This window comes from Providencia sp. UF-224, from assembly GCF_058245955.1.
In genome coordinates this window covers 14943-37697 of sequence record NZ_JBSICC010000022.1, presented here as the reverse complement: position 1 = coordinate 37697, position 22755 = coordinate 14943, and the positions used below count along the sequence as shown (strand labels likewise).

Below are 22755 nucleotides of genomic sequence, written 5' to 3'. Positions count from 1 at the left end.
GCTAACGTTGTGCCGCAACCTTAAATGCTTGGTCTAAATCTGCAATTAAATCCTGCGCATCTTCAATCCCGACTGAAATACGCAATAAACTGTCTGTAATGCCAGCCTCGAAACGCGCCTGTGCTGACATCCCTGCATGGGTCATTGTTGCTGTATGTGAAATCAAGGTTTCGACCCCACCCAATGATTCGGCTAATGTAAACAGCTTTAGTGCACGCAAGAAATGGCGTAGTTGAGCCTCATCACCTGCAAATTCAAAACTTAGCATCGCCCCAAACCCTTTTTGCTGTTTGAGTGCAATTTCATGGCCCGGATGATCTTTCAATGCAGGATAATACAATTTTTTGACCAAAGGCTGAGCTTTAAGATATTTTACGATTTCATGCGCATTTTGTTGTTGCTGTAAAATACGCGGGGACAAGGTTCGAATACCCCTTAATAATAAATAGCTATCAAACGCCCCACCTGTTACACCAATATTATTGGCCCACCAGGCTAATTCTATTGCCCATTTCTCCTCTTTTGCAACCACTACCCCTGCCACAATATCTGAGTGACCATTAAGGTATTTTGTACACGAATGCACCACAAAATCGGCACCGAGTGAAATAGGCTGCTGAAGTACTGGACTCAAAAACGTATTGTCCACCACTACTAATGCCCCCGCTTCGTGGGCTAATTGAGCAATTTGCTGGATATCAAAAATTCTTAATAACGGGTTACTTGGCGTTTCGATGAGGACTAATTTTGGTTTTTTCGCCAGCGCCGCTTTTAACGCCACCTCATCACTTTGATCAACAAATTGAACTTGGTATGCCCCGCGCTCATGTTGGCTGTTAAATAAACGATAACTACCACCGTAACAATCATGAGGGGCGACTAATAAATCCCCCGGACGTAAAAACACAGTGCAAATCAGGTGAAGCGCCGACATACCGCTGTTTGTCATCACCGCACCGCTGCCGCCTTCCAGTTGCGCCAATGTTTTTTGCACAATATCACGACCGGGGTTACCACGGCGTGAATAATCATGGGCGCGGGGCTCATTAAAGTCAGTAAAATTATAAGTGCTAGATAAATAAATGGGAGGCACTACGCAACCAAATTGTTGGTCTTCATTTAATCCATTATGAATTGCGATGGTTGACGGCTTGTAAGTCATAAACGCTTCTCCTGAACAGTGATAGATCAAATCATACCCATCGGATGTTTAGACGTCAACATATCTAGACGTCTAAACCTCTTTACGTTTATATCAAGTAATGGAATAATCAGCCCTAATAATTATGTGTAAATTGATAGTCAATCGCATAAGTGGACTTAGCTCGTTAATTTTACATAACATTTTGTGATAAACTACGTTAAGTCGCGCCTAACATATATGCCGTTTTTTTCGATTTAGAGCTTAGAATAAGTTTCTATGAAAAAGAATATGCATATTATTTTTTATTATTACTGAAAATATCCAAGGTATCTCATGGCTGAATGGAATGGTGAATATGTCAGTCCGTATGCTGAACATGGCAAAAAGAGTGAGCAAGTAAAAAAAATTACAGTATCTATTCCGTTGAAGGTACTCAAAATTTTAACTGACGAACGTACTCGTCGTCAGATTAACAACTTACGTCATGCCACTAACAGTGAATTACTGTGTGAAGCATTTTTACATGCATTCACCGGCCAACCACTGCCAAATGATGAAGATCTGCGTAAAGAGCGCAATGACGAGATCCCTGAAGCCGCAAAAGAAATTATGCGCGAATTGGGTATCGACCCAGAAACGTGGGAATATTAATTCTTACGACGAGACTTACGCATTCCAAAATCCGTACTACGCCACCATCCCCGTGGCGTAGTGCCTCTATCTAGACAAAAAACCCGCTAGATTCCTCTGAATTATGTTTAATTCAGAATCCCCCTCAGGCTTTATTCACTCGCACACTCTACACTTTTGGCTATTAATCCATATCTATAGCTAATAATTAAAATCACGAAGGGTCGCGCAATGAATAAATACAATCTGGCTTTAATAGGACTACTAAGCGGCGTAATGATGGTCACTGCAGGGTGTGGGAATCGCCCATATGTAGAGTCCCAAGACTATAAAGATGTTGCAGAATCTCAAGCTTCAGCGAAAAAGCTTGGGACAAAATGGGGGGAGGATGTCAATTCTGCGGTCACCACCGTTAATGCCACACGCTTAACCAATACTCCTTTTGATACTGCCGCTATCTATTACCGTGGCGAACGCGTTCCGAATAATATTCAAACCATGAATTATATCGCGTTATCCCCTATCGAAATTCAGGTGACAAATGAACGTGGCCGTAAGATGCCGATGTACCGTAATAACCAAGGTCAATATATTTTGCCTGCACAAGAAGGCCAACGGTATCAATTAACCATCAAAAATACCGATAGAAATCGCATTTATGAGGTCGTAACAAGCGTCGATGGGATTGATGTATTAAATGGCCGCGCGGGTTCTTATCAAAATAGCGGATATTTAATTCGCCCAAGAAGTGAAGTCACTATTGAAGGTTTTCGTAAAAGCCAAGACCAAGTTGCTGCATTCCGCTTTGCCGCCCCTGAAGAATCCTATGTGAACCAAAATGCCCAAGGCGATGAACGGAATATTGGTGTTATTGGTTTCGCACTCTTTGAAGTCCGTGAAGAATTACCCGATTGTGAAGCCAACCCGTTCCCAGCAGATACGCAATACGCACCAGCACCGTGCCGTAAGCGTTGATGATTATACTGAATGCTTAGTGTCTTAAATTAATGAACTCACTAAGCATTATTGGTATTAAAATTTAAATTTACTCACAAATTTAAGTTTTAATATCAATAATTCACACTTTTCAATTACATGATCCTTAAATATATTTATTTTTTCGTAAAAAACGAGCACTTATTATGCTCATTAAATTTAATGCGTATTTTTTCATTGTGTTACGTGTTACATACTCATCAGAAAATAGTCATTATCGAAAAAATTAATTTAATATTTTTCTTATTTACATAATCTCAATATTGAAAACAAACCTCAAAGTTAAGATAAAACACCTATATCTAACTTTTTTCTTTTATATACTCATTAAAATATATTATCTCACCAATAATTTTAGCTCATTCTTTTTATTTCTAAAAAGAATCAAGGTATAACAGCAAATTTGATTTATGTTGGATTATAATAACAAAATAGTTATCACGTTATTTACTCGTTTATTTTAACGATAATAACCTTAGTAACTAATTACTTTAATCTACTTCTTTTTATTATGCGAAATATTATGAAAAAAAATAAAATCAGTGTGCTAGTTGCTATTGGTATTTCAATATTAACAGCTCAAAGTTATGCAACAAATAAACCTCTAGAAATAGAAAAGAAAATAAGCTTAGATAATCGAAAAGGGCTTAATTCTGAAGCAGTTCATATATCTGCCGATGGTAAAGTTATCCTTGGAACAATTTCAACCAATACTCAAAGAGATAATATTTTTCGTTGGACTGAAAAAAGTGGCATGGTTAATTTAGGCACACTAAAATCTGATAATAGTGGTGCAGCAACAACCAATGGTATGTCAAAAGATGGCTCTGTGATTATAGGCTATTCAGAAACAGATAATGGATTTGGCCAAGCATTTCGTTGGACAGAAAAGAACGGAATGGAAAGCTTAAACCCAAATGGGCATTCTTATGCTCAATCTATTTCTAATGATGGCAAAGTTATTACTGGCCAAGTATCAACAGGAATAAACAGTGCATCTGCATTTGTTTGGACAGAAAGTACTGGTATGCGGAATTTAGGCACACTTGAAACAGGCAACGCAGGGAGGTCTGATTCTAATGGCATTTCAGCCGACGGTTCAACAATTGTAGGAGATTCTTCCACCGACCACGGAGCAATGAATGCCTTCCGCTGGACAGAAAAAACAGGCATGACGAATTTAGGCACTCTTAAATCCGATGGTTCTGGTAACTCAGCCGCTAATGGCGCCTCTGCAAATGGCCAAGTGATCACAGGCTCATCAGACGTTGATAACGGTGCAAGTAATGCTTTTAGATGGACAGAAGGTTCGGGAATGATTGGCCTTGGTACGCTTAGAGCCGATAAAAGTGGTTATTCTGATGCTGATTTTGTCTCAAAAGATGGTTCCGTTATTGTTGGTGATGCAGATACAGACCGTGGTCAAGGGCGGCAAGCATTTCGTTGGACAGAAAAAACAGGCATGGTTGGGCTAGGATCTTTAGATAAAAACGGCTCAGGGTTCTCCACCGCCTTAGACATGACTGAAGACGGCACTATTATTGTTGGAGAAGCAAATACTGATAGCGGTGATAATCAAGCCTATCGTTGGTCAGAGAAAACAGGCATGGTTGGCTTAGGGACATTAGCGTCCGATAACAGTGGCTCATCAACAGCATATGCCACTTCTGCCGATGGCCTCATTATTGTTGGCGCGGCCAATACGGATGAAGGAGATATTCACGCTACCCTTTGGAAAATAAAAGGCTCAAAGACTGATCCGAGTGTTGTCACTGTAGATGCGACCAATTCAAGCCAAGCTATGTCCCGTACAGCAAATCGAGGATTTAAAGTCCTCGACCTTTATCAAAGCAGCTTAAATACGTTAAGCAATAGCCGTTGCCAATTAGGCGAAAGTGACTACTGCGTTGGCCTTTTTTCCCAATATGACAGCTTAAGCGATAGCCACCGCATCGCCACAGGCCTGTATAGTGCGTTACGTTTACCAGCAGAAAACTGGACAGTAGGCGCTGCCGTTAATTTTGCTCATAGCACAACTTTAGCAGATAACTATGACACTCGAAGCAATAATCGGCCTGCAGTTGGCTTATTTACCCGCTACCAACAAAACCGTAATAATGATGGCTTATACGCTGATTTATCTGCTTCTTATTTAAACCAGGGTGTCAACATTACACGTGATACACTAACGAATACAGAAGCGGGAGAAGGAAATGCCACTATCAAAGGCTACCAAGCCCGCCTGAGTGTTGGCTATGGTATATCTGTGACACCTCAAACACAATTCATACCTGAAATCGCGCTATCCCATAAAAAGATGAGCCGTAGTAGCTATACAGAGCATAAAAGTGCAGAGTTTGCCGCAGAATATGGCCGTATGGGCAACAAACGTACTGATGTACAGCTGGGTATGAATATCAAACATAATATCAATGAGATATTCCAATTAGATGGCAAAATTGGTACAGATATCAAATTGAATAGCGACCGAGATGCATTCACAGGTTATATTCCTTACATCGGTGCATACGCCTATGATAAAGGAGCTGAACGCACTGTGAACCCTTATGTTTCTGCTGGACTCAATGTTAATGTCACTAAAAATTCAACCGTTCGTACAATGGTTGGGTGGCAACAAACTGACTACAAACATGACAGTGTTAATGTTGGTTTAAGTTATTCTTATCACTGGTAGGAACAGACCACAATATATGGCGAAGGGCGAATAACACTTTTAGTCATATTTCAGGCATTAAAAAAGGGAAACTCAGTTTCCCTTTTTTTCGCATTTCACAAGTTCGATTATTTCTTAGAACCTGGGATGCTGAAACGTTGGTTAAAGCGATCAACACGACCACCAGTCGCAACATCACGCTGTTTACCAGTGTAGAACGGGTGGCAGTTACCACAAACGTCCAGGTTCAGCGAGTGACCAGCAGTTGAATTAATTTTCATTACATTACCGCAAGAACAAGTTGCAGTAATTTCTTCGTATTTAGGGTGAATACCTTTTTTCATGGGAGAACCTCTAATAAGGCCGTGTCGCCATTCCAGCCCTAACGCCGGACACCACACGTCGTGTTGATTGAATTTAATGTATTGGTAAAATTAAGTACCAAAGGCGGCGGATCATACAGAAATTCTATTTGCCACGCAATGAAAAACGCGTAAATTTTGTGATATTCTAGTTGGCTATCGCGCTTAACATCGAACAAAAAACAGACGGAAATCCAGTTATGATCGTCGTTCAGGTGGCTTTACCTGTTCCTTTGAACCGCACTTTTGATTATCGACTCCCAGATAACATGCCGCTTCCTGTCGTGGGGAGCCGCGTGATGGTGCCATTTGGTAAACGCCAAGCCCTTGGGATCGTGGTCAAACATAGTGATAAAAGCGAATTTGCAGAAGACCAGCTTAAAACCATCGAACTGGTTCTCGACACGCAAACGCTGTTTCCTGATGATGTGTGGCAACTCTTATTATGGTCTTCTCAATATTACCATTACCCAATAGGTGAAGTGCTCTTTCATGCCTTACCGACTTTACTGCGCCAAGGAAAAGCGGCTGAGTTTACGCCAATCTGGCAATGGCAAGTGACTGAAACGGGGATCGCAGCCGATCTCAATGAATTTAAGCGATCGCCCAAACAGCAACAAGCGTTAGCGTTGCTCAAGCGCCGCGCAGTTTATCGTCATCAAGTCAGTGAGCTTGAAATCAGTGAAAGCGCCCTGCAATCCCTTAAAAAGAAAGATTATATCGAGTTGCACCCTGTACAGCCAAGCGCCGAAAAATGGCAGCCAACTTTTGAAGTCTGTGGTGAACGGTTACGTCTAAATAGCGAACAAGCCACGGCTGTCGGGGCAATACGCGCTCAAGACGATGAGTTTTCACCTTGGCTACTGGCGGGGATCACCGGCTCAGGGAAAACGGAAGTTTATTTGAGTGTGCTCGAGAATGTGCTGGCGCAAGGAAAACAAGCGCTTGTTTTAGTACCTGAAATTGGTTTAACACCACAAACCATTAACCGATTCCGCGAACGGTTTAACGCCCCTGTGGATGTGCTGCATTCAGCACTTAATGATAGCGAGCGTTTAGCCGTCTGGTTACGCGCTAAGTTAGGCCAAACAGCCATCATTATTGGCACGCGTTCTGCTCTTTTTACCCCCTTTGCCAACCTTGGCATTATTATTATCGATGAAGAGCACGACAGTTCATATAAACAGCAAGATGGCTGGCGTTACCACGCACGGGACTTAGCCGTTTTTCGCGCGAAAAAAAATAACATCCCCATTGTGATGGGTACCGCAACCCCTTCACTCGAAACCTTGCTCAATGTGAAGCAGCAAAAATACCGCCAGCTTAATCTGACCATTCGTGCGGGGAATGCTCGTCCTGCAACGCAGCATTTAATTGATTTAAAAGGCCAACCACTGAAATTTGGTCTTTCACACTTACTTATCCAGCACATCAAAGAGCATCTAGCACAAAATAATCAGGTGATTTTGTTTTTAAATCGCCGTGGTTATTCCCCCGCTTTGATTTGCCATGAATGCGGCTGGATTGCCGAGTGCCAACGCTGCGACCATTACTATACGTTGCACCAAAACTTCCACCAGCTACGCTGCCACCACTGTGATAGCCAGCGCCCAGTGCCTCGGCAATGCCCACAATGTGGTTCAACACATTTAGTGCCTGTTGGGATGGGAACAGAACAGCTTGAAGAAGGCATATCCGAGCTGTTCCCAGATACCCCTGTCACACGTATTGACCGTGACACGACCAGCCGAAAAGGGGAACTTGAGCAGCACTTAAACCAAGTACACGAAGGCGGTGCACGTATTTTGATTGGCACGCAAATGTTAGCGAAAGGGCACCATTTCCCCGATGTCACTTTAGTGGCATTACTGGACGTCGATGGTGCGTTGTTTTCCAGTGATTTTCGCGCCGCGGAGCGTTTTGCTCAGCTATATGTACAGGTTTCAGGACGTGCCGGTCGTGCAGGCAAGCAAGGGGAAGTCTTTTTACAAACGCACCACCCCGAGCACCCTTTGCTGCTGACGTTATTGGAAAGTGGTTATGATGCATTTACTCAAGAAGCAATGGAAGAGCGCCATGTGGCAATGCTCCCGCCTTACACCAACCATATTTTGATCCGCTCTGAAGATCACAATAACCAAGACTCGCGGCAATTCTTACAAAATGTCCGTCAGTACATCACTGAGCACCCACAAAGTGATACAAAACTGTGGATTTTAGGGCCATCTCCGTCGATTCAAGCAAAACGGGGTGGTCGTTTCCGCTGGCAGCTCCTGCTACAGCACCCATCACGCCCTTACTTACAACACTTTATGGCGCAATTATTACCTGAAATTCTCAAACAGCCAGAAAGCCGCAAAGTAAAATGGAATGTGGATGTCGACCCAACGGATGGCTAAAGCATTACCGAATTTAAAGGGTAAATTTTATTTTACCCTTAGTGTCCAATAAGTAATCTTTCGCTTTTCCGCTTCCAGTTTGTTGATATTGTGAACTATCTTTTTTTTGTATAAAACGCCCTGTTTTGTGTGAATTTCGACCAACTTGAGATTCACTTATCTTTTAATCCCTTAAATTATTTTTGAAATTTGCGAAGCAGCTCTAAAAAATGATGCGTGTCACACTTTTTATGCAAACTAGGTAACAGATATTATTGAGAATCTAATTAGAATAACTTCTAATCATAAATAATGACGTGCTTGCGCCATTCAAAAAAGCAAACGATTAAATCAATCTAAGGAAGGCGTTGTGGAAAGTAAAAAACACAATAACACGGCAACAATGAAAGATGTTGCTAGTGCCGCGGGCGTTTCGACAGCGACGGTCTCCAGAACATTAATGAACCCTGAAAAGGTCTCCCTACAGACCCGCCAGAAAGTCGAACAAGCGGTTATGGATGTTGGCTACTATCCTCACAACTTAGCAAGAAGCTATAAACGCAATGAATCAAAAACGATTCTTGTACTCGTTCCCAATATCCGTGACCCATTTTTTAGTGATGTGGTCTGTGGCATTGAAGAAATTGCCGCGCAAGAAGGTTATTTTGTGTTGATTGGTGACTGTAAGCACCAAGAAAAACAAGAAAATGCCTTTATTAATCTGATTATTACTAAACAAATTGATGGCATGGTGTTGCTCGGTTCTAATATCCCGTTCGATATTTCGACGGAAGAGCAAAAAAACCTCCCACCAATTGTGATGGCGAATGAGTTTGCCCCTGAATTAAAACTGCCTACGGTGCATATCGATAACTTAACCGCGGCATTTAATGCGACGCATTACCTGCAAAAACAAGGCCACAAGCTGATCGCCTGTATTGCAGGCCCATCGCATATGCCACTGAGCCAATACCGTTTAGAAGGCTACAAAAAAGCGATGCTGAGAACAGGGGAAAAACTGCGGGAAGAATATATTATTCGCGGTGATTTTACCCATGAAGGCGGTGCTGAAGCGGTGAAGTCGCTGTTATCACTCCCTGAGCCACCCACTGCGATTTTTTGCCAAAGTGATATCATGGCGATTGGCGCAATGTGGCAAGCCAAAAAAATGGGCTTAACCCTACCGGATGATTTATCGTTTGTCGGCTTCGATAATCTAGAGCAAGCAAAATATACGTTGCCTGCATTAACTACCGTGAACCAACCTCGCGCAGAAATTGGTCATCATGCAATGCAATTATTGCTCGAACAGATCCATGGCAACAACGTAACACCGGGTTCGCGTCTCCTAGATTCTGATTTAATCATCAGAGAGAGCACAAAAGCGCCTAAAAGCTAGTCAAAATTGTTCAGGTTAAGTAACATGTTAATCCAAATGATGGCTAACAATTGATAACTAGTGAATTAATAGCGTGGCACAAAAAGATTATGTAGCTCGAGGGCGGTCAGCCGCCCGTAAAAAAGGCAAAGGGAAATCAAAAAAAGCACAAGGGCTACCAATGACCACATTGGTTGTTGCAGTCGCGATTGTTGTGCTATTTGTTGGCGGCCTGTTTTATATCACCCACAATAAAAAGGATGCGCCGCAGCCGCAAGTTGCCACGCCTTCAGCACCTGCGGGTAGCACGCTTCCTCCTAAACCTGAAGAACGCTGGCGCTATATTAAAGAATTAGAACGCCGCGGCGTTGATTTGCCAAGTACCCAGCAACCTAGCTCGGGTAATAATATTCTGCGCCCTTCAGATTTAACCCCTGAACAACGCCAGCTATTAGAGCAAATGGACTCCGATAGGCGCCAACCCGTGACAAACCTGCAAGAGGTTCCGTCCAATGGCAAGCCTGTTCCACGTTCGCAAGTGATCATTAATGAGCCAGCTCAACCGATTGAACCTGTTCAACGCAAACCCATTGTGAATACTGAACCGAAACCAGAAACTCGCCCTGCCGCGCCAATTGCCCCAGTACAGCCAGCGACACCCGCGGAGCCAAAACCTGCCAATAACATGCAAAACATGTTGGTACAATGTGGCTCATTCCGTACTGCCGACCAAGCGGAGTCTGTTCGTGCAACATTAGCGTTTGCTGGGATTGAAAGCAGAGTGACCGAAGGTGGTGGCTGGCATCGCATTGTTCTTGGCCCTTATTCCAAGTCAACCGCAGAGAAAATGCGCGACCGCGCAGCAGGTGTTGGCGTTTCCGGTTGTATTCTTCGTGCATCAGGGGGTTGAAAAACCCCATCCCCCACCCCATCTACTGTTTTAACGCACTCATGAGCGGTTGTTTTTATCTTCAACCTAGTCCAAGTGATAGCTAATCAACAACTATCACTTGGGTTTTGTCTCTCGAAAATAAAACTCAACTGCATTTTTTTGTAATAAAACCAGGGGCTAACTCATGACAACAATCGTAAGTGTTCGCCGTAATGGCCAGGTCGTAATTGGTGGTGATGGACAGGCGACGATGGGTAATACCGTCATGAAAGGCAATGTCCGCAAAGTTCGCCGTCTCTATAATGATAAAGTCATTGCCGGATTTGCCGGTGGCACCGCAGACGCATTCACGCTTTTTGAACTGTTCGAACGCAAACTCGAACTGCACCAAGGCCATTTAACCAAAGCGGCCGTAGAACTCGCTAAAGATTGGCGCACAGACCGTATGCTACGCAAGCTGGAAGCACTGCTTGCCGTAGCGGATGAACATACCTCCCTCATCATTACTGGTAATGGTGACGTCGTTCAGCCAGAAAACGATTTGATCGCTATCGGTTCAGGTGGTCCTTATGCACAATCTGCCGCACGTGCACTGTTAGAAAATACAGATTTAAGCGCGAAAGAAATCGCGGAAAAAGCACTCGCCATTGCGGGTGATATCTGTATTTACACCAACCATAATGTCAACTTTGAAGAAATTTCTTCAAAATCATAAGGATTGTTAGCATGTCCGAAATGACTCCACGCGAAATTGTCAGCGAACTCGACAATCATATTATTGGCCAAAACAAAGCTAAACGTTCTGTTGCGATAGCCCTGCGTAACCGCTGGCGCCGTATGCAGTTAAACGAAGTGTTACGCCATGAAGTTACACCGAAAAATATTCTGATGATTGGCCCAACAGGGGTCGGTAAAACTGAAATTGCCCGCCGCCTTGCAAAATTAGCCAATGCGCCATTTATCAAAGTTGAAGCAACCAAATTTACTGAAGTCGGTTATGTGGGTAAAGAAGTCGACTCCATTATCCGTGATTTAACTGACTCCGCAGTGAAAATGGTGCGTCTGCAATCCATTGAAAAAAACCGCTATCGCGCGGAAGAAATGGCGGAAGAGCGCATTCTGGATGTATTAATTCCACCCGCGAAAAACAACTGGGGCCAATCTGAACCAACAGACGAGCATTCGCCAGCACGCCAAACTTTCCGTAAAAAATTACGTGAAGGTCAGTTAGACGATAAAGAAATTGAGATTGAAGTCGCTGCATCGCCAATGGGCGTTGAAATTATGGCACCTCCCGGCATGGAAGAGATGACCAACCAGCTGCAATCAATGTTCCAAAACCTCGCAGGACAAAAACAGAAACCTCGTAAGATGAAAATCAAAGAGGCATTCAAACTGCTGGTGGAAGAAGAAGCGGCCAAGCTCGTTAACCCAGAAGAGTTAAAAGAACAAGCTATCGAAGCCGTTGAGCAAAACGGTATCGTGTTTATCGATGAGTTCGACAAAATCTGTAAACGCGGTGGGCAAAGCTCAGGGCCTGATGTTTCTCGTGAAGGGGTACAGCGTGACTTACTGCCACTTATCGAGGGTTGTACTATTTCCACTAAACACGGTATGGTAAAAACTGACCATATCCTGTTTATTGCCTCTGGTGCGTTCCAAGTCTCTAGCCCGTCGGATTTAATTCCTGAATTGCAAGGCCGTTTGCCAATTCGTGTTGAGTTACAAGCACTGACCACTGAAGATTTTGTGCGTATCTTAACGGAGCCAAATGCCTCTTTAACGGAACAATATAAAGCGCTGATGGCGACTGAAGGCGTGAATATTGAGTTCACAACTGACGGTATCCGTAAAATTGCGGAATCGGCATGGCAGGTCAATGAGTCTACCGAAAACATCGGTGCACGCCGCCTGCATACAGTGCTTGAGCGTTTAATGGAAGACATCTCTTTTGATGCGAGCGACCGTAATGGCCAGACCATCCAAATTGATGCGCAATACGTGAAACAGCACTTAGATGAGCTAGTTGCGGACGAAGACTTGAGCAGATTTATTTTATAATCTTATTAATTATCAGGTTTTCATGTATCCTTAATATACATCGACTAAAGTGCAGCTTTTATCGCTGCACTTTTTTCTATGAAATATTCAGCCCATTGCATTGAATATACCCAGATATTCCTTCATGCAGTAGGTTATTACATTGATAAAAACGCATCTCAAAGAGTTTGAATTATAGGTAACTGCATGCAGCCGACATCCACAACAATAAGTCGTAAACAAGCTTGGATTGAAAGTCTTCGCCCTAAAACCCTACCTCTCGGGGTTATCGCCATTGTCACTGGCTCTGCACTCACCTATCTAACAGGTAACTTTAAATGGCCTGTCGCCCTGCTTGCGCTGATTACAGCAGGCTTATTGCAAATTTTATCGAACCTTGCGAATGATTACGGCGATGCTGTGAAAGGGTCAGATACCGCTGAGCGCATTGGGCCACTACGTGGAATGCAAAAAGGGGTGATTACCCAAGCGGATATGAAAAAAGCGCTGAAACTTAATATCACCGCCGCCTGCTTATCTGGCTTATTGTTGATTATTGTCGCCTGCGAAAAGCCCGAAGATGCCTTTGGCTTTCTTGCGCTAGGCCTCGTGGCGATTGTTGCTGCGATTACCTATACCGTGGGCAAAAAACCCTATGGCTATCTGGGGTTAGGCGACATCTCTGTTTTAATTTTCTTTGGTTGGCTAAGTGTTATTGGCACCTATTATTTGCAAGCCAATACATTCAACATCATCACCGTACTGCCTGCAACAGCATGTGGACTGCTTTCTGTCGCCGTATTAAATATCAACAATATGCGTGATATTGAAAATGATATCAAAGCAGGGAAAAACACCTTAGCGGTGCGTTTAGGGCCACAAGGTGCACGTATTTACCATGCAATTATTATCATCGTTGCCATCTTGTGTTTAGTGTTATTTAAACTTATCTACCTATCAGGGTGGAGTGGTTGGTTATTCTTATTGGCAGTTCCAGTACTGCTCAATCACCTCCGTCGCGTTCTAACCGATCCGACCCCAGAAGGGATGCGCCCTCTTCTTGAGAACATGGTTAAAGCCGCCCTTGTGACGAACGTTTTATTCGCTATTGGCGTGGTAATGAGTAAATAACCTGCGTTATTTGACCATTTTTTGACTTTTTCCGCCTATTTTTAGGCGGGGAATTTTGCCAAGTGCGGATCAAAAGGGATATACTGGTATTCTCTTGCAGCAAAAAAAGACCTAAATCCTATGAAATATGATACTTCCGAACTCTGCGATATATACCAAGAAAGCGTTAACGTGGTAGAACCTCTTTTCTCCAACTTTGGTGGACGTACTTCATTTGGCGGTCAAATCATTACAGTGAAGTGCTTTGAAGATAACGGCCTCCTGTATGATTTGCTGGAAGAAGAAGGCGCTGGCCGTATTCTACTCGTTGATGGTGGCGGTTCTGTCCGTAAAGCGTTAATCGATGCCGAAGTGGCAAGGTTAGCTGTTGATAACCATTGGGAAGGCATTGTGGTTTATGGTGCCGTGCGTCAAGTTGATGCTCTGATGGAACTCGACCTTGGCATTCAAGCCATCGCTGCGATGCCAGCGGGCTGCCCTGATGAAGGTATCGGCGAAAGCGATATCCGCGTTAACTTTGGTGGCGTTACGTTCTTCTCGGGTGATTATCTGTATGCGGATAATACCGGTATGATTTTGTCTGAAGAACCCCTCACCCAAGAAACGACAGAGAGTGAATTTGACGAAGAGATTGACGAATAAGCCCCATCAAATTCAATAAAAAAGGCAGATTCCAACATCTGCCTTTTTCTTTTTTGTTCTGTCTTCCGCTTTCTGTTTTTTCACTCACTTTTCACATCTCTCAGAAAACTTACTCCAAAATAATTCGAGTCACAGGTAGGCGGCAAGTGAAGGATATCCCGATGAGCATACACGAGTATGTGATTCGGGTATCCAAACGAAGCCAGCGCTCTTCAACGTGAGGTATAACAAACATTTCTCTAAATAATTCGTGTTGTAGGTAGGCGGCAAGTCGATAAGACCCTAGGAGCATACATAAGTATGTGACTAGGGCGAAGAGACGAAGCCAACACCCCTACAACGCGAAGTATGACGAGAAATTACACTTCTTCCATCTTACCTAGCAAAGTCCGCAACCTCTCCTGCCAAGCTTGTTGCTCTTGTTTCAGTTGCTCATTTTCACGCACTAATGAATCGGTCCCTGATTTTGCAGTTTCTAATTCTTGGCTCAATGCGCCGTTTTTATCTTTTAATTCGTCGATTTCCATCTGTAACAGGGTGATTGTATCAATCGCTTGTTGAACTTTGGATTCGAGTTTCTCAAATACTTCAAATGACATGTTTCTGGTCTCCCTTATCAGCTTTAACACGATTGTAAGTAGCATGATCCTCTGTGTCCAGCGCCATCCATCTGATTCCGCATATTGTTGTTGCAAAAACACTGGTCGGATCACATCACAAAGGTCGATTCCATCACTATTTTTGTTTGTTTTTGTTCGCTTTAGTGATGTAACACGCATTTTTCAATTTCGATATTTCTCGTTTATGTTCTTTAACGATAAATTTACAGCCAAGGGTTTTCGATTAGAAAATCTTAACTTAAAAAAACATTACAATAATTTTCATTTTCATTTTCGTAGGATAGAACATATGAGCCAAATGACCTCAACATCACTCACTGGTCAGTGCATCTCGGAGTTTTTAGGGACTGCATTACTGGTATTTTTTGGTTTAGGCTGCGTTGCCGCCGTAAGAATAGCAGGGGCGCAGCTTGGCCTCTGGGAAATTAGTGTTATCTGGGGGTTTGGCGTCGCTTTAGCCGTTTACCTCACCGCAGGTATCTCAGGCGCTCACCTTAACCCCGCTGTAACCCTTGCTTTGTGGCTATTTGCTTGCTTTGATAAGCGCAAAGTTGTGCCATATATCATTGCGCAAATGCTAGGCGGTTTTTGTGCTGCTGCATTGGTTTACGCCATGTACTCCCCTGTTTTTTTCGATTACGAACAAGTTCACCACATTATCCGTGGTACGCAAGAAAGTTTATTCACCGCAGGGGTATTTTCGACTTACCCTGCTCCGCAAATTAGTGTCTTCCACGCATTCTTTATTGAAGTCGTCATCGCCGCCATTCTCGTTTGCTTAATCTTAGGCTTAACTGACGATGGCAATGGTGTACCCCGTGGCCCTCTCGCCCCACTATTAATTGGTATCTTAATCGCGGTTATTGGCGGTTCATTCGGCCCATTGACAGGCTTCGCCCTCAACCCAGCGCGTGATTTCGGCCCTAAAGTTGTCGCTTATCTCGCTGGATGGGGTGACATCGCCTTTACAGGTGGCCGCGATATCCCTTATTTCCTTGTCCCATTGACAGCACCGATTGTCGGTGGTCTGCTAGGAGCCTTCGGTTATCGCAAATTAATCGGTCGCCACTTACCGTGCATGGTATGTGAAGAAGAGACCAAAGCAGAAAAATTATCCGTCAAAAATCCAAAATCCTCGGAACAGGCTTAAATTATGACAACTGAAACCACCATTGAAAAAAAATATATCGTTGCACTTGATCAAGGCACAACCAGTTCTCGAGCTGTCGTACTCGACCACGATGCGAATATTGTGAGCATTTCACAGCGTGAATTCACCCAAATTTATCCTAAGCCGGGCTGGGTAGAACACGACCCAATGGAAATTTGGGCATCACAAAGTTCAACACTGGTTGAAGTATTAGCCAAAGCGGATATTCGTACCGATGAAGTTGCAGGGATTGGTATCACCAACCAACGTGAAACCACCATTGTTTGGGAAAAAGCGACAGGTAAACCGATTTATAATGCCATTGTGTGGCAGTGCCGCCGTACCGCGGATTTCTGTACCCACCTCAAACAAAATGAAAAAGATTTAGAAGAGTATATTCGCCAAAATACTGGCCTTGTGGTTGACCCCTATTTTTCAGGAACGAAAGTTAAGTGGATTTTAGACCACGTCGAAGGTGCTCGCGAACGAGCTGAAAAAGGCGAATTACTGTTTGGTACCGTCGATACATGGCTAGTCTGGAAAATGACCCAAGGCCGCATACATGTGACCGACTACACTAACGCGTCTCGTACTATGTTGTTTAATATCCGCAACTTAGAGTGGGATGATAAAATCCTCAAAGCGTTGAATATCCCACGAGCTATGTTGCCTGAAGTTCGCCCGTCGTCTGAAGTGTATGGCCAAACCAACATTGGGGGTAAAGGTGGAACACGTATTCCTATTTCAGGTATGGCGGGTGACCAACAAGCAGCACTGTATGGACAACTGTGCGTAAAACCAGGTATGGCGAAAAACACCTATGGAACAGGCTGCTTCTTACTGCTAAATACAGGGGAAACTGCGGTTCGTTCTAACCATGGTCTGTTAACCACTATCGCTTGCGGGCCAAAAGGGGAAGTGAACTATGCCCTAGAAGGCGCGGTGTTCGTTGGCGGTGCATCTATCCAGTGGCTGCGTGATGAATTAAAACTGGTTGATGAAGCCACAGACTCTGAATATTTCGCTACCAAAGTCAAAGACAGTAACGGCGTGTATGTTGTGCCTGCTTTCACTGGTTTAGGCGCACCATATTGGGACCCGTACGCCCGAGGAGCGATTTTCGGATTAACACGCGGCGCTAACCGTAACCACATCATCCGCGCAACGTTGGAGTCTATCGCTTACCAAACTCGTGATGTGCTCGATGCGATGCAAGCCGACTCTGGCGAACGCTTAAAAGCACTGCGTGTTGATGGTGGCGCCGTAGCAAACAATTTCTTGATGCAGTTCCAATCTGACATTCTAGGCACACCAGTTGAACGCCCTGAAGTGCGTGAAAGTACTGCGCTGGGCGCCGCCTACCTTGCTGGTTTAGCGGTGGGTTTCTGGAATAACCTCGATGAGCTGCAAAGCAAAGCGACCATTGAACGCGTCTTTAAGCCGGGCATTGAAACGACTGAACGTAATTTCAAATACGAAGGCTGGAAAAAAGCGGTCGCACGTGCCCAAGAGTGGGAAGATAAAGCGTAATTATTGATTGAAAATTTATCTCGTTGTCACAAAGGTGGTGCTTCGGTGCCGCCTTTTTTATTTCCATAAAATCAATTCGCTAATAAATAGAAACACAATAATCAGACTAATAATAAATTAGAAAGGCTCTATTTCCTTGTTTAAAATCGTTGCGCTATACACTCATAAAGTGACAAGTTTTAACAATAGGAAAGGTTATGGATAACCCAAAAAAACAACAGGATGTATTACAGTTAGGACTGTATCGGAATAAAGGCAGAGTCGCAGTGTTAGATACGGGTTCGCCATGGTTGACTTCATTACAAAAAGCCCCCTCAGCATCTCAAAGCGTAAAGAAATCATATGACCTATTTAGCTGGCTAATAGATAAGCCGAGAATGATTGGAGAAACTAAGCATCACTTTATACTGAGCACCCTATCTGAAGAATCATTTTCTGGTTTTAATTTTCACCCACAACAAGGCCTGTTTGTTGAGAGTTTTAATTCACCCCATGAATGGCGTGAAGGTGAACCCCACCCTCAAGAGCAAATTGCCGATTTGCTGCTACCCAGCGGCCAATGGCATCGCCACTATGACACCGTTGTTTTATCGCAAAGCGCCAATGACAAACAGGTTGAGCTGGTTCGCCACTACCTGCAATTAACAGGGGGTAGCGTATTAATTATTAAAGACCGCCAAAAAGAAACATCGCCATCGATACAGAAATTAATCGCTGAATTAACCCCTGTTGAGCCCCATAACATTCAACTGTCATCAACGAAATATCGCGGTTTTCAACAAACCATCACACTTCCCCCTAACTCAATCAACTCACTGAAATTAACCGATGAGCTATTGGGAGATACGCAATATTTTTCAATCATCATTCATGATGTTGATGGTAATCCGCTTATCTCTCAGCACGATATTGCCCTTGATCACCACTTATCATGGGATGCTATAGCTCAAGCAATTGAATCAAGAGTTAATCAAGAGATGGCAGCGTTACAACAAAGCCCCATCACCGTGAGATATCAAAATAACATGCTGAAGATGACAGGAAAGCAGGTTGTTTTTTCTCAATTTCAGTTGAAACAGCAACAAGGGGAGCAAGTACTACCGATTTTAGTGGCTGAAAACCCCCACCAACTTCCCAATCAGCTGATTATTGGCGCCGTAACAGGGAAATTGGCTCAACATGATAATGTTTTGCGATATCAAATTCTTGAGCAGGCTAAATTTGGTGATGTGGTCATCGATCAACAAACTGGAGAGTGGATCTATATCCCCCATGAAGCCCTATTGAGATCAAATGCAGATCAGTTTGACGTTGTCGCGATTAGCCATGATGGTTATCAATCCGAGCCGATTTCTATTCATCTACAAACGAATGAAGCCCCCCAAGTTGTTATTCCTGGGAAGCGAACTTTTACCATTTCAGATCCGATTTACAAAGCTCCCAAACGGCGTTATCACCCTACACCTGATGATATGTATGTTCATAGTATTCAACTGGCACAAACTCACTTGCAGTCACCAAATGACCCTTATTTTAGCCTTACGGCTAACCGCTGGGCACTGCTCAAAGTGGATATCACGCATCCCTATTCAGCGAGTTCTCCTGATTTAGTGGCCATTGTCAGCAATAGAAAAAATGAAATATTAGAGCAAATCATTCTGACGGGGCCTGATAACCTACCCTCTCAATTAACGCCACTCCCTAATACTTCGAATCCTTTAGCCTACCACCAGCACGCTCAAAGCTTTACTGCACCAATAAAGGGGGAATGGGTACAACCTGGCGTTTCTATTCAGATAGTCATAAACGACCAACCCATTACGACTCAAGAAACCAGCTCAGATGGTTTTATCTCACCTAATGTCACATTAGATAGCCATATCACCGCCTATGTTGATAACCATAGCCTATATCAACAGGGGCATGGAATTTATGCCTATTCACCACTGAGCTGGGGGCAAGAAGCAGTGGCGATATTGCCAATTAAGCAACTCACCCTGTATAGCTTCCCCGCAACCACACGAAACCCCAGCGTGCACCCTTACATTACCCCTTATTATGATGCAAAAAGCTTAATTCACCCGAAATACGATGCCCCAGAAAACATCCCTCATCACCTCGACTCGCAAATCAGTTGGGCATATTTAAACAGTTCACAATTTCACCATGCAAATCGCACCGATTCAATTTACCACTATACGGCGATTCAACCGTTAACCGCTTCGCTCTATTACCATACTCTCGGTTTAGCGATACCACATGCAGGGGGCGGGTTACATGAACCAACGACGTTATGGCATGAAATTTTTGGTCATGGGTTTGGCTTGCCCCATACCAATATTAAAGATACAGCATACCCCTATAACCCCACAACGCATGGTCCAAACCCTGCCTATAACCAACATCGGCAGCACTATGTTACTTATAAATCCTCAGGTGATATTCCCAACCTTAAGCCAACGATGTACGCCACACATACTTATTTCACTAGCGAGCAATATAATGCCTTTTTGCCACACTCCGATTATTTTAATCGGCGCATTCAGCAGTTTTTAAGCCAAAAAACACGCTGGCAACCTAATCGTATTAAAGGGGAAGATACTGAGGATGTGGTTTTGCGGGAGACGGTTTTTACCAACGCTGGCATGAATCGGAAATGCAGTGGGAAACCTTAAGACAAGGTAATTTCGCCCAATATTATCCGCAAGAAAATATCGATGAATGGCCTCATCAGCGAGATGTGCCTATATACTGGCTGCGCGGTCAGCTCGCAATCAATGAAGGTATTCCTCATCCTTATAATACGCTGATGGTTGACCGCACAGTAGGCAATCTACCCGCTGATTACCATAATTTAGAAACTGGCACAGGTCGTGCTTATTTCCCCTATCATAGCCATGCAATTGTAGTGACTTATGCAACACCGAGTGGCTTAATCACAGAAAAATTCCAAGTAAAAGTGCACGAGAATGATATTAGCTTAAATATTGCCGATAAAGGTGAGCTGGTTAAATTCGCGTTATACCAACTCAATCCACACAAAGAACTGGGGCAAGAGATAGCCCAATATACCACCCCTTCTTCATTGGCAAATAGAGTGTTTGCCAATAGTCATATCGATGAATTACCAGATACACTCATTCTTGATAATTATTGGCAAGGCAATGCACTCTTTTGGGCAAGCACAGAGGAAAACGTAGTCGATATTTCAACAGGGAAAATCAATACGCAAGAAATCACGCCCCTGAGTGCGCTAAAGGCGACTTGGGTAGCAAATGGCAAACTTCATCAACACTATTTTTCTTTATCCGACCCATTTGGTCAAAAAGATAGCGTTTATACCTCCCAATCATTCACTCCAATAAATCACCTCGATAAGCAAATAGAAACATCACAGGAAATTGAATCCATTGCTGTCCGTGCTGAACAACAATTAATATCCGACATGAATATCCACCAGAAGATTGATATTACTAACTTATCATTGCCAAACGGGGAATACCGATATTGGGTAACATTGCGAATGGTTGATAATGATGGCGAACAACAAGAGAGGGCACCGTTAGAAAATTGGTATTTTTCACGTGAAGGAATGACATTAACAGTAAGAGGAACTATTGACAGCACACCGGAATTAGAATGCACTGATATTGTTATCCATGTCGATCAGCATTTACAAGATGGTATTCAAGCAAGGGAAATTTGGCTTGTACAAGATAAAAGCGCTCACCTAGCGGAAGATAAAACGTTTTTAAACTATGACCGCCCTGTTGTTTTTAACTCGCACGCCAATCAAGCTGAGCTTATATCTGCGTTTCCAGAACAGGAAACACATATGGTAGTTTCACCATCCTACATACCCACACCCGAATCACGCTTAATCAGTGCGCCTATTCGATAACCCATTAGGCGGAGAGCTCCGCCTAATTTTTCAATATCAAACCGTTCTTTCTGAATGCCCCATACGGCGAGCCAATGGCAACCAACATAAAAGCACTAAGGCCGACATTAAAAACATTAGTAAACCAAGGCTAAATTGCCCGTGCTGTGGCATTAATGAGGAAACCCATGTTGCCACACCAGAACCGACATTTTGTAAGCCGCCTACCAACGCGCCTGCCGCGCCGGCTAAATACGGGAATGGCTCCATTGCCCCTGTGGTGGCGAGGGGAAATAACATACCTGCGCCAAAGAAAAATACCGCTGCAGGGACTAACAACGTCCACGTATTCATGATGCCAAACCAACTCGGTATCCACATCATTAAACCTGCCAGCAAACAAATTAATACGGATTGCCACATCAAGTTGTAAAACGTTTTTCCTTCACGCCCTGCATACCACGCTCCAAAAAAAGCCGCAGGAATTGGTAATATAAATAAGATACTGACGGTGATGCTACTGAGGCCTAATACGCCGCCCATTAAAACACCGCTACTCGCTTCAAAAACGGCAATCCCCGCCAGCGCACCAATTAACATAGCTAAGTAAGATAAAAAAGCGCCATTAGAGAGCAATTCACGGTATGACGCCAGCATCTTACGTTTTTCTGGTGATACTGGGCGTGTTTCTGGTAGCCATCGGTACATGCTAAATAACACACTCCCACCGAGGATAAACAGGAAAATATAACAAGCATGCCAGCCAAAAAAGTGTGCCAATATTCCACCGAACATCGGCGCTAATAATGGGCTAACTAGCACCCCCATATTTAATAAACTATTTGCATAGCGTAATGCGGTGCCTTTATATAAATCTCGGGGCATGGTTCTCGCCATTACACCCGCAACACCAGTGCCAAGCCCTTGCATACCGCTTGCGATAGTGAGCGTATTTAAAGTTGGCGCAAAAATCGCCACTATTGTCGAAAATAAGAAAATGGTTAGCCCTGCTAAAATAACGGGTCTACGACCAATTTGGTCAGATAGTGGGCCATATAATAATTGCGAAAAACCATATGAAAATAAGTATGCCGCCATCACCTTCTGAACAGCTCCAGAAGGCTCATTAAAGTAGACTGCAATTTCAGCAATTACAGGGACATAAATAGTTTGTGTCATTTGGCCGACAGCCGCCAATGCAATAAGCATTATTAACAGATTGAAATGTTCCAGCTTTCTCATTTTTCTCTCGGATACAGCAAAAACTCCAGACACACAGCAACTTTGTATTATTAACGATTAATAATA

The 22755-nt window shown here is 43.6% G+C and carries 18 protein-coding genes; 14 read left to right on the top strand and 4 right to left on the bottom strand.

Going from position 1 to position 22755, the window contains the following annotated elements:
• Position 1: 1 nt before the first annotated feature.
• Entirely contained in the window at positions 2-1162 is a 1161-nt protein-coding gene (metB, locus tag AC4IFO_RS17355; protein ID WP_490736263.1) for a cystathionine gamma-synthase, read from the bottom strand.
• Between the two features lie 315 nt (positions 1163-1477).
• Here metB and metJ point away from each other — a divergent pair, with 315 nt between their 5' ends.
• From metJ to AC4IFO_RS17340, 3 genes are all read left to right on the top strand, one after another.
• Positions 1478-1795, top strand: coding sequence for a met regulon transcriptional regulator MetJ (gene metJ, locus AC4IFO_RS17350; RefSeq protein ID WP_004265315.1), 318 nt, complete (start codon positions 1478-1480; stop codon positions 1793-1795).
• Positions 1796-2005: 210 nt separating this feature from the next.
• Entirely contained in the window at positions 2006-2749 is a 744-nt protein-coding gene (locus tag AC4IFO_RS17345) for a hypothetical protein (protein WP_490736261.1), read from the top strand.
• A gap of 544 nt (positions 2750-3293) precedes the next feature.
• Positions 3294-5465, top strand: a complete 2172-nt coding sequence (locus AC4IFO_RS17340) for an autotransporter domain-containing protein (protein ID WP_490736259.1) — start codon at positions 3294-3296, stop codon at positions 5463-5465.
• Positions 5466-5572: 107 nt separating this feature from the next.
• Here the strand turns inward: AC4IFO_RS17340 and rpmE are convergent, their stop codons facing one another.
• Positions 5573-5788, bottom strand: a complete 216-nt coding sequence (gene rpmE, locus AC4IFO_RS17335) for a 50S ribosomal protein L31 (protein WP_430263186.1) — start codon at positions 5786-5788, stop codon at positions 5573-5575.
• A gap of 218 nt (positions 5789-6006) precedes the next feature.
• On the opposite strand from rpmE, the gene priA reads away from it, so the two are divergent.
• From priA to rraA, 7 genes are all read left to right on the top strand, one after another.
• A complete protein-coding gene (priA, locus tag AC4IFO_RS17330) occupies positions 6007-8205 on the top strand; it encodes a primosomal protein N' (RefSeq protein ID WP_490736256.1) in 2199 nt (732 codons plus the stop codon).
• Positions 8206-8554: 349 nt separating this feature from the next.
• A complete protein-coding gene (gene cytR, locus AC4IFO_RS17325) occupies positions 8555-9583 on the top strand; it encodes a DNA-binding transcriptional regulator CytR (protein WP_219245034.1) in 1029 nt (342 codons plus the stop codon).
• A gap of 73 nt (positions 9584-9656) precedes the next feature.
• Positions 9657-10472 carry a cell division protein FtsN gene (gene ftsN, locus AC4IFO_RS17320; protein ID WP_490736254.1) on the top strand — a complete coding sequence of 272 codons (816 nt, stop codon included), beginning with the start codon at positions 9657-9659 and terminating at the stop codon, positions 10470-10472.
• 166 nt (positions 10473-10638) lie between these two features.
• Positions 10639-11169 (top strand): ATP-dependent protease subunit HslV, encoded by a 531-nt coding sequence (gene hslV / locus AC4IFO_RS17315; protein WP_004265304.1) that lies wholly within the window; start codon positions 10639-10641, stop codon positions 11167-11169.
• Between the two features lie 11 nt (positions 11170-11180).
• Positions 11181-12515 carry an ATP-dependent protease ATPase subunit HslU gene (hslU, locus tag AC4IFO_RS17310; RefSeq protein ID WP_353244369.1) on the top strand — a complete coding sequence of 445 codons (1335 nt, stop codon included), beginning with the start codon at positions 11181-11183 and terminating at the stop codon, positions 12513-12515.
• A 186-nt stretch (positions 12516-12701) separates the two neighbouring features.
• Positions 12702-13625: a 1,4-dihydroxy-2-naphthoate polyprenyltransferase gene (locus AC4IFO_RS17305; RefSeq protein WP_219245037.1), complete on the top strand. Its 924-nt coding sequence runs from the start codon at positions 12702-12704 to the stop codon at positions 13623-13625.
• Between the two features lie 120 nt (positions 13626-13745).
• The gene (gene rraA / locus AC4IFO_RS17300; protein ID WP_273804800.1) at positions 13746-14267 is read left to right on the top strand and encodes a ribonuclease E activity regulator RraA; all 522 of its coding nucleotides are present in this window, start codon (positions 13746-13748) and stop codon (positions 14265-14267) included.
• Between the two features lie 359 nt (positions 14268-14626).
• On the opposite strand, the gene zapB is transcribed toward rraA, so the two are convergent.
• Entirely contained in the window at positions 14627-14866 is a 240-nt protein-coding gene (gene zapB, locus AC4IFO_RS17295) for a cell division protein ZapB (protein ID WP_004265299.1), read from the bottom strand.
• A gap of 310 nt (positions 14867-15176) precedes the next feature.
• On the opposite strand from zapB, the gene AC4IFO_RS17290 reads away from it, so the two are divergent.
• From AC4IFO_RS17290 to AC4IFO_RS17275, 4 genes are all read left to right on the top strand, one after another.
• Positions 15177-16037 (top strand): MIP/aquaporin family protein, encoded by an 861-nt coding sequence (locus tag AC4IFO_RS17290; RefSeq protein WP_206085966.1) that lies wholly within the window; start codon positions 15177-15179, stop codon positions 16035-16037.
• 3 nt (positions 16038-16040) lie between these two features.
• Positions 16041-17567, top strand: a complete 1527-nt coding sequence (gene glpK, locus AC4IFO_RS17285; protein WP_490736250.1) for a glycerol kinase GlpK — start codon at positions 16041-16043, stop codon at positions 17565-17567.
• A gap of 197 nt (positions 17568-17764) precedes the next feature.
• Positions 17765-20242, top strand: a complete 2478-nt coding sequence (locus AC4IFO_RS17280) for a hypothetical protein (RefSeq protein ID WP_490736248.1) — start codon at positions 17765-17767, stop codon at positions 20240-20242.
• A complete protein-coding gene (locus tag AC4IFO_RS17275) occupies positions 20224-21468 on the top strand; it encodes a hypothetical protein (RefSeq protein WP_490736246.1) in 1245 nt (414 codons plus the stop codon). The genes AC4IFO_RS17280 and AC4IFO_RS17275 overlap by 19 nt, the downstream gene beginning before the upstream one ends.
• Positions 21469-21504: 36 nt before the next feature.
• Here the strand turns inward: AC4IFO_RS17275 and emrD are convergent, their stop codons facing one another.
• Positions 21505-22689, bottom strand: a complete 1185-nt coding sequence (gene emrD / locus AC4IFO_RS17270; RefSeq protein ID WP_490736244.1) for a multidrug efflux MFS transporter EmrD — start codon at positions 22687-22689, stop codon at positions 21505-21507.
• Positions 22690-22755: the final 66 nt, after the last annotated feature.

What these genes read in the sequence shown, in the direction of transcription:
- AC4IFO_RS17345 (WP_490736261.1), top strand. Translation starts at nt 2,006, where the DNA reads ATGAATAAATACAATCTGGCTTTAATAGGACTACTAAGCGGCGTAATG.
- AC4IFO_RS17305 (WP_219245037.1), top strand. Translation starts at nt 12,702, where the DNA reads ATGCAGCCGACATCCACAACAATAAGTCGTAAACAAGCTTGGATTGAA.
- metB (WP_490736263.1), bottom strand. Translation starts at nt 1,162, where the DNA reads ATGACTTACAAGCCGTCAACCATCGCAATTCATAATGGATTAAATGAA.
- emrD (WP_490736244.1), bottom strand. Translation starts at nt 22,689, where the DNA reads ATGAGAAAGCTGGAACATTTCAATCTGTTAATAATGCTTATTGCATTG.
- priA (WP_490736256.1), top strand. Translation starts at nt 6,007, where the DNA reads ATGATCGTCGTTCAGGTGGCTTTACCTGTTCCTTTGAACCGCACTTTT.
- rpmE (WP_430263186.1), bottom strand. Translation starts at nt 5,788, where the DNA reads ATGAAAAAAGGTATTCACCCTAAATACGAAGAAATTACTGCAACTTGT.
- hslU (WP_353244369.1), top strand. Translation starts at nt 11,181, where the DNA reads ATGTCCGAAATGACTCCACGCGAAATTGTCAGCGAACTCGACAATCAT.
- zapB (WP_004265299.1), bottom strand. Translation starts at nt 14,866, where the DNA reads ATGTCATTTGAAGTATTTGAGAAACTCGAATCCAAAGTTCAACAAGCG.
- AC4IFO_RS17290 (WP_206085966.1), top strand. Translation starts at nt 15,177, where the DNA reads ATGAGCCAAATGACCTCAACATCACTCACTGGTCAGTGCATCTCGGAG.
- hslV (WP_004265304.1), top strand. Translation starts at nt 10,639, where the DNA reads ATGACAACAATCGTAAGTGTTCGCCGTAATGGCCAGGTCGTAATTGGT.
- rraA (WP_273804800.1), top strand. Translation starts at nt 13,746, where the DNA reads ATGAAATATGATACTTCCGAACTCTGCGATATATACCAAGAAAGCGTT.
- AC4IFO_RS17340 (WP_490736259.1), top strand. Translation starts at nt 3,294, where the DNA reads ATGAAAAAAAATAAAATCAGTGTGCTAGTTGCTATTGGTATTTCAATA.
- AC4IFO_RS17280 (WP_490736248.1), top strand. Translation starts at nt 17,765, where the DNA reads ATGGATAACCCAAAAAAACAACAGGATGTATTACAGTTAGGACTGTAT.
- metJ (WP_004265315.1), top strand. Translation starts at nt 1,478, where the DNA reads ATGGCTGAATGGAATGGTGAATATGTCAGTCCGTATGCTGAACATGGC.
- AC4IFO_RS17275 (WP_490736246.1), top strand. Translation starts at nt 20,224, where the DNA reads ATGCAGTGGGAAACCTTAAGACAAGGTAATTTCGCCCAATATTATCCG.
- glpK (WP_490736250.1), top strand. Translation starts at nt 16,041, where the DNA reads ATGACAACTGAAACCACCATTGAAAAAAAATATATCGTTGCACTTGAT.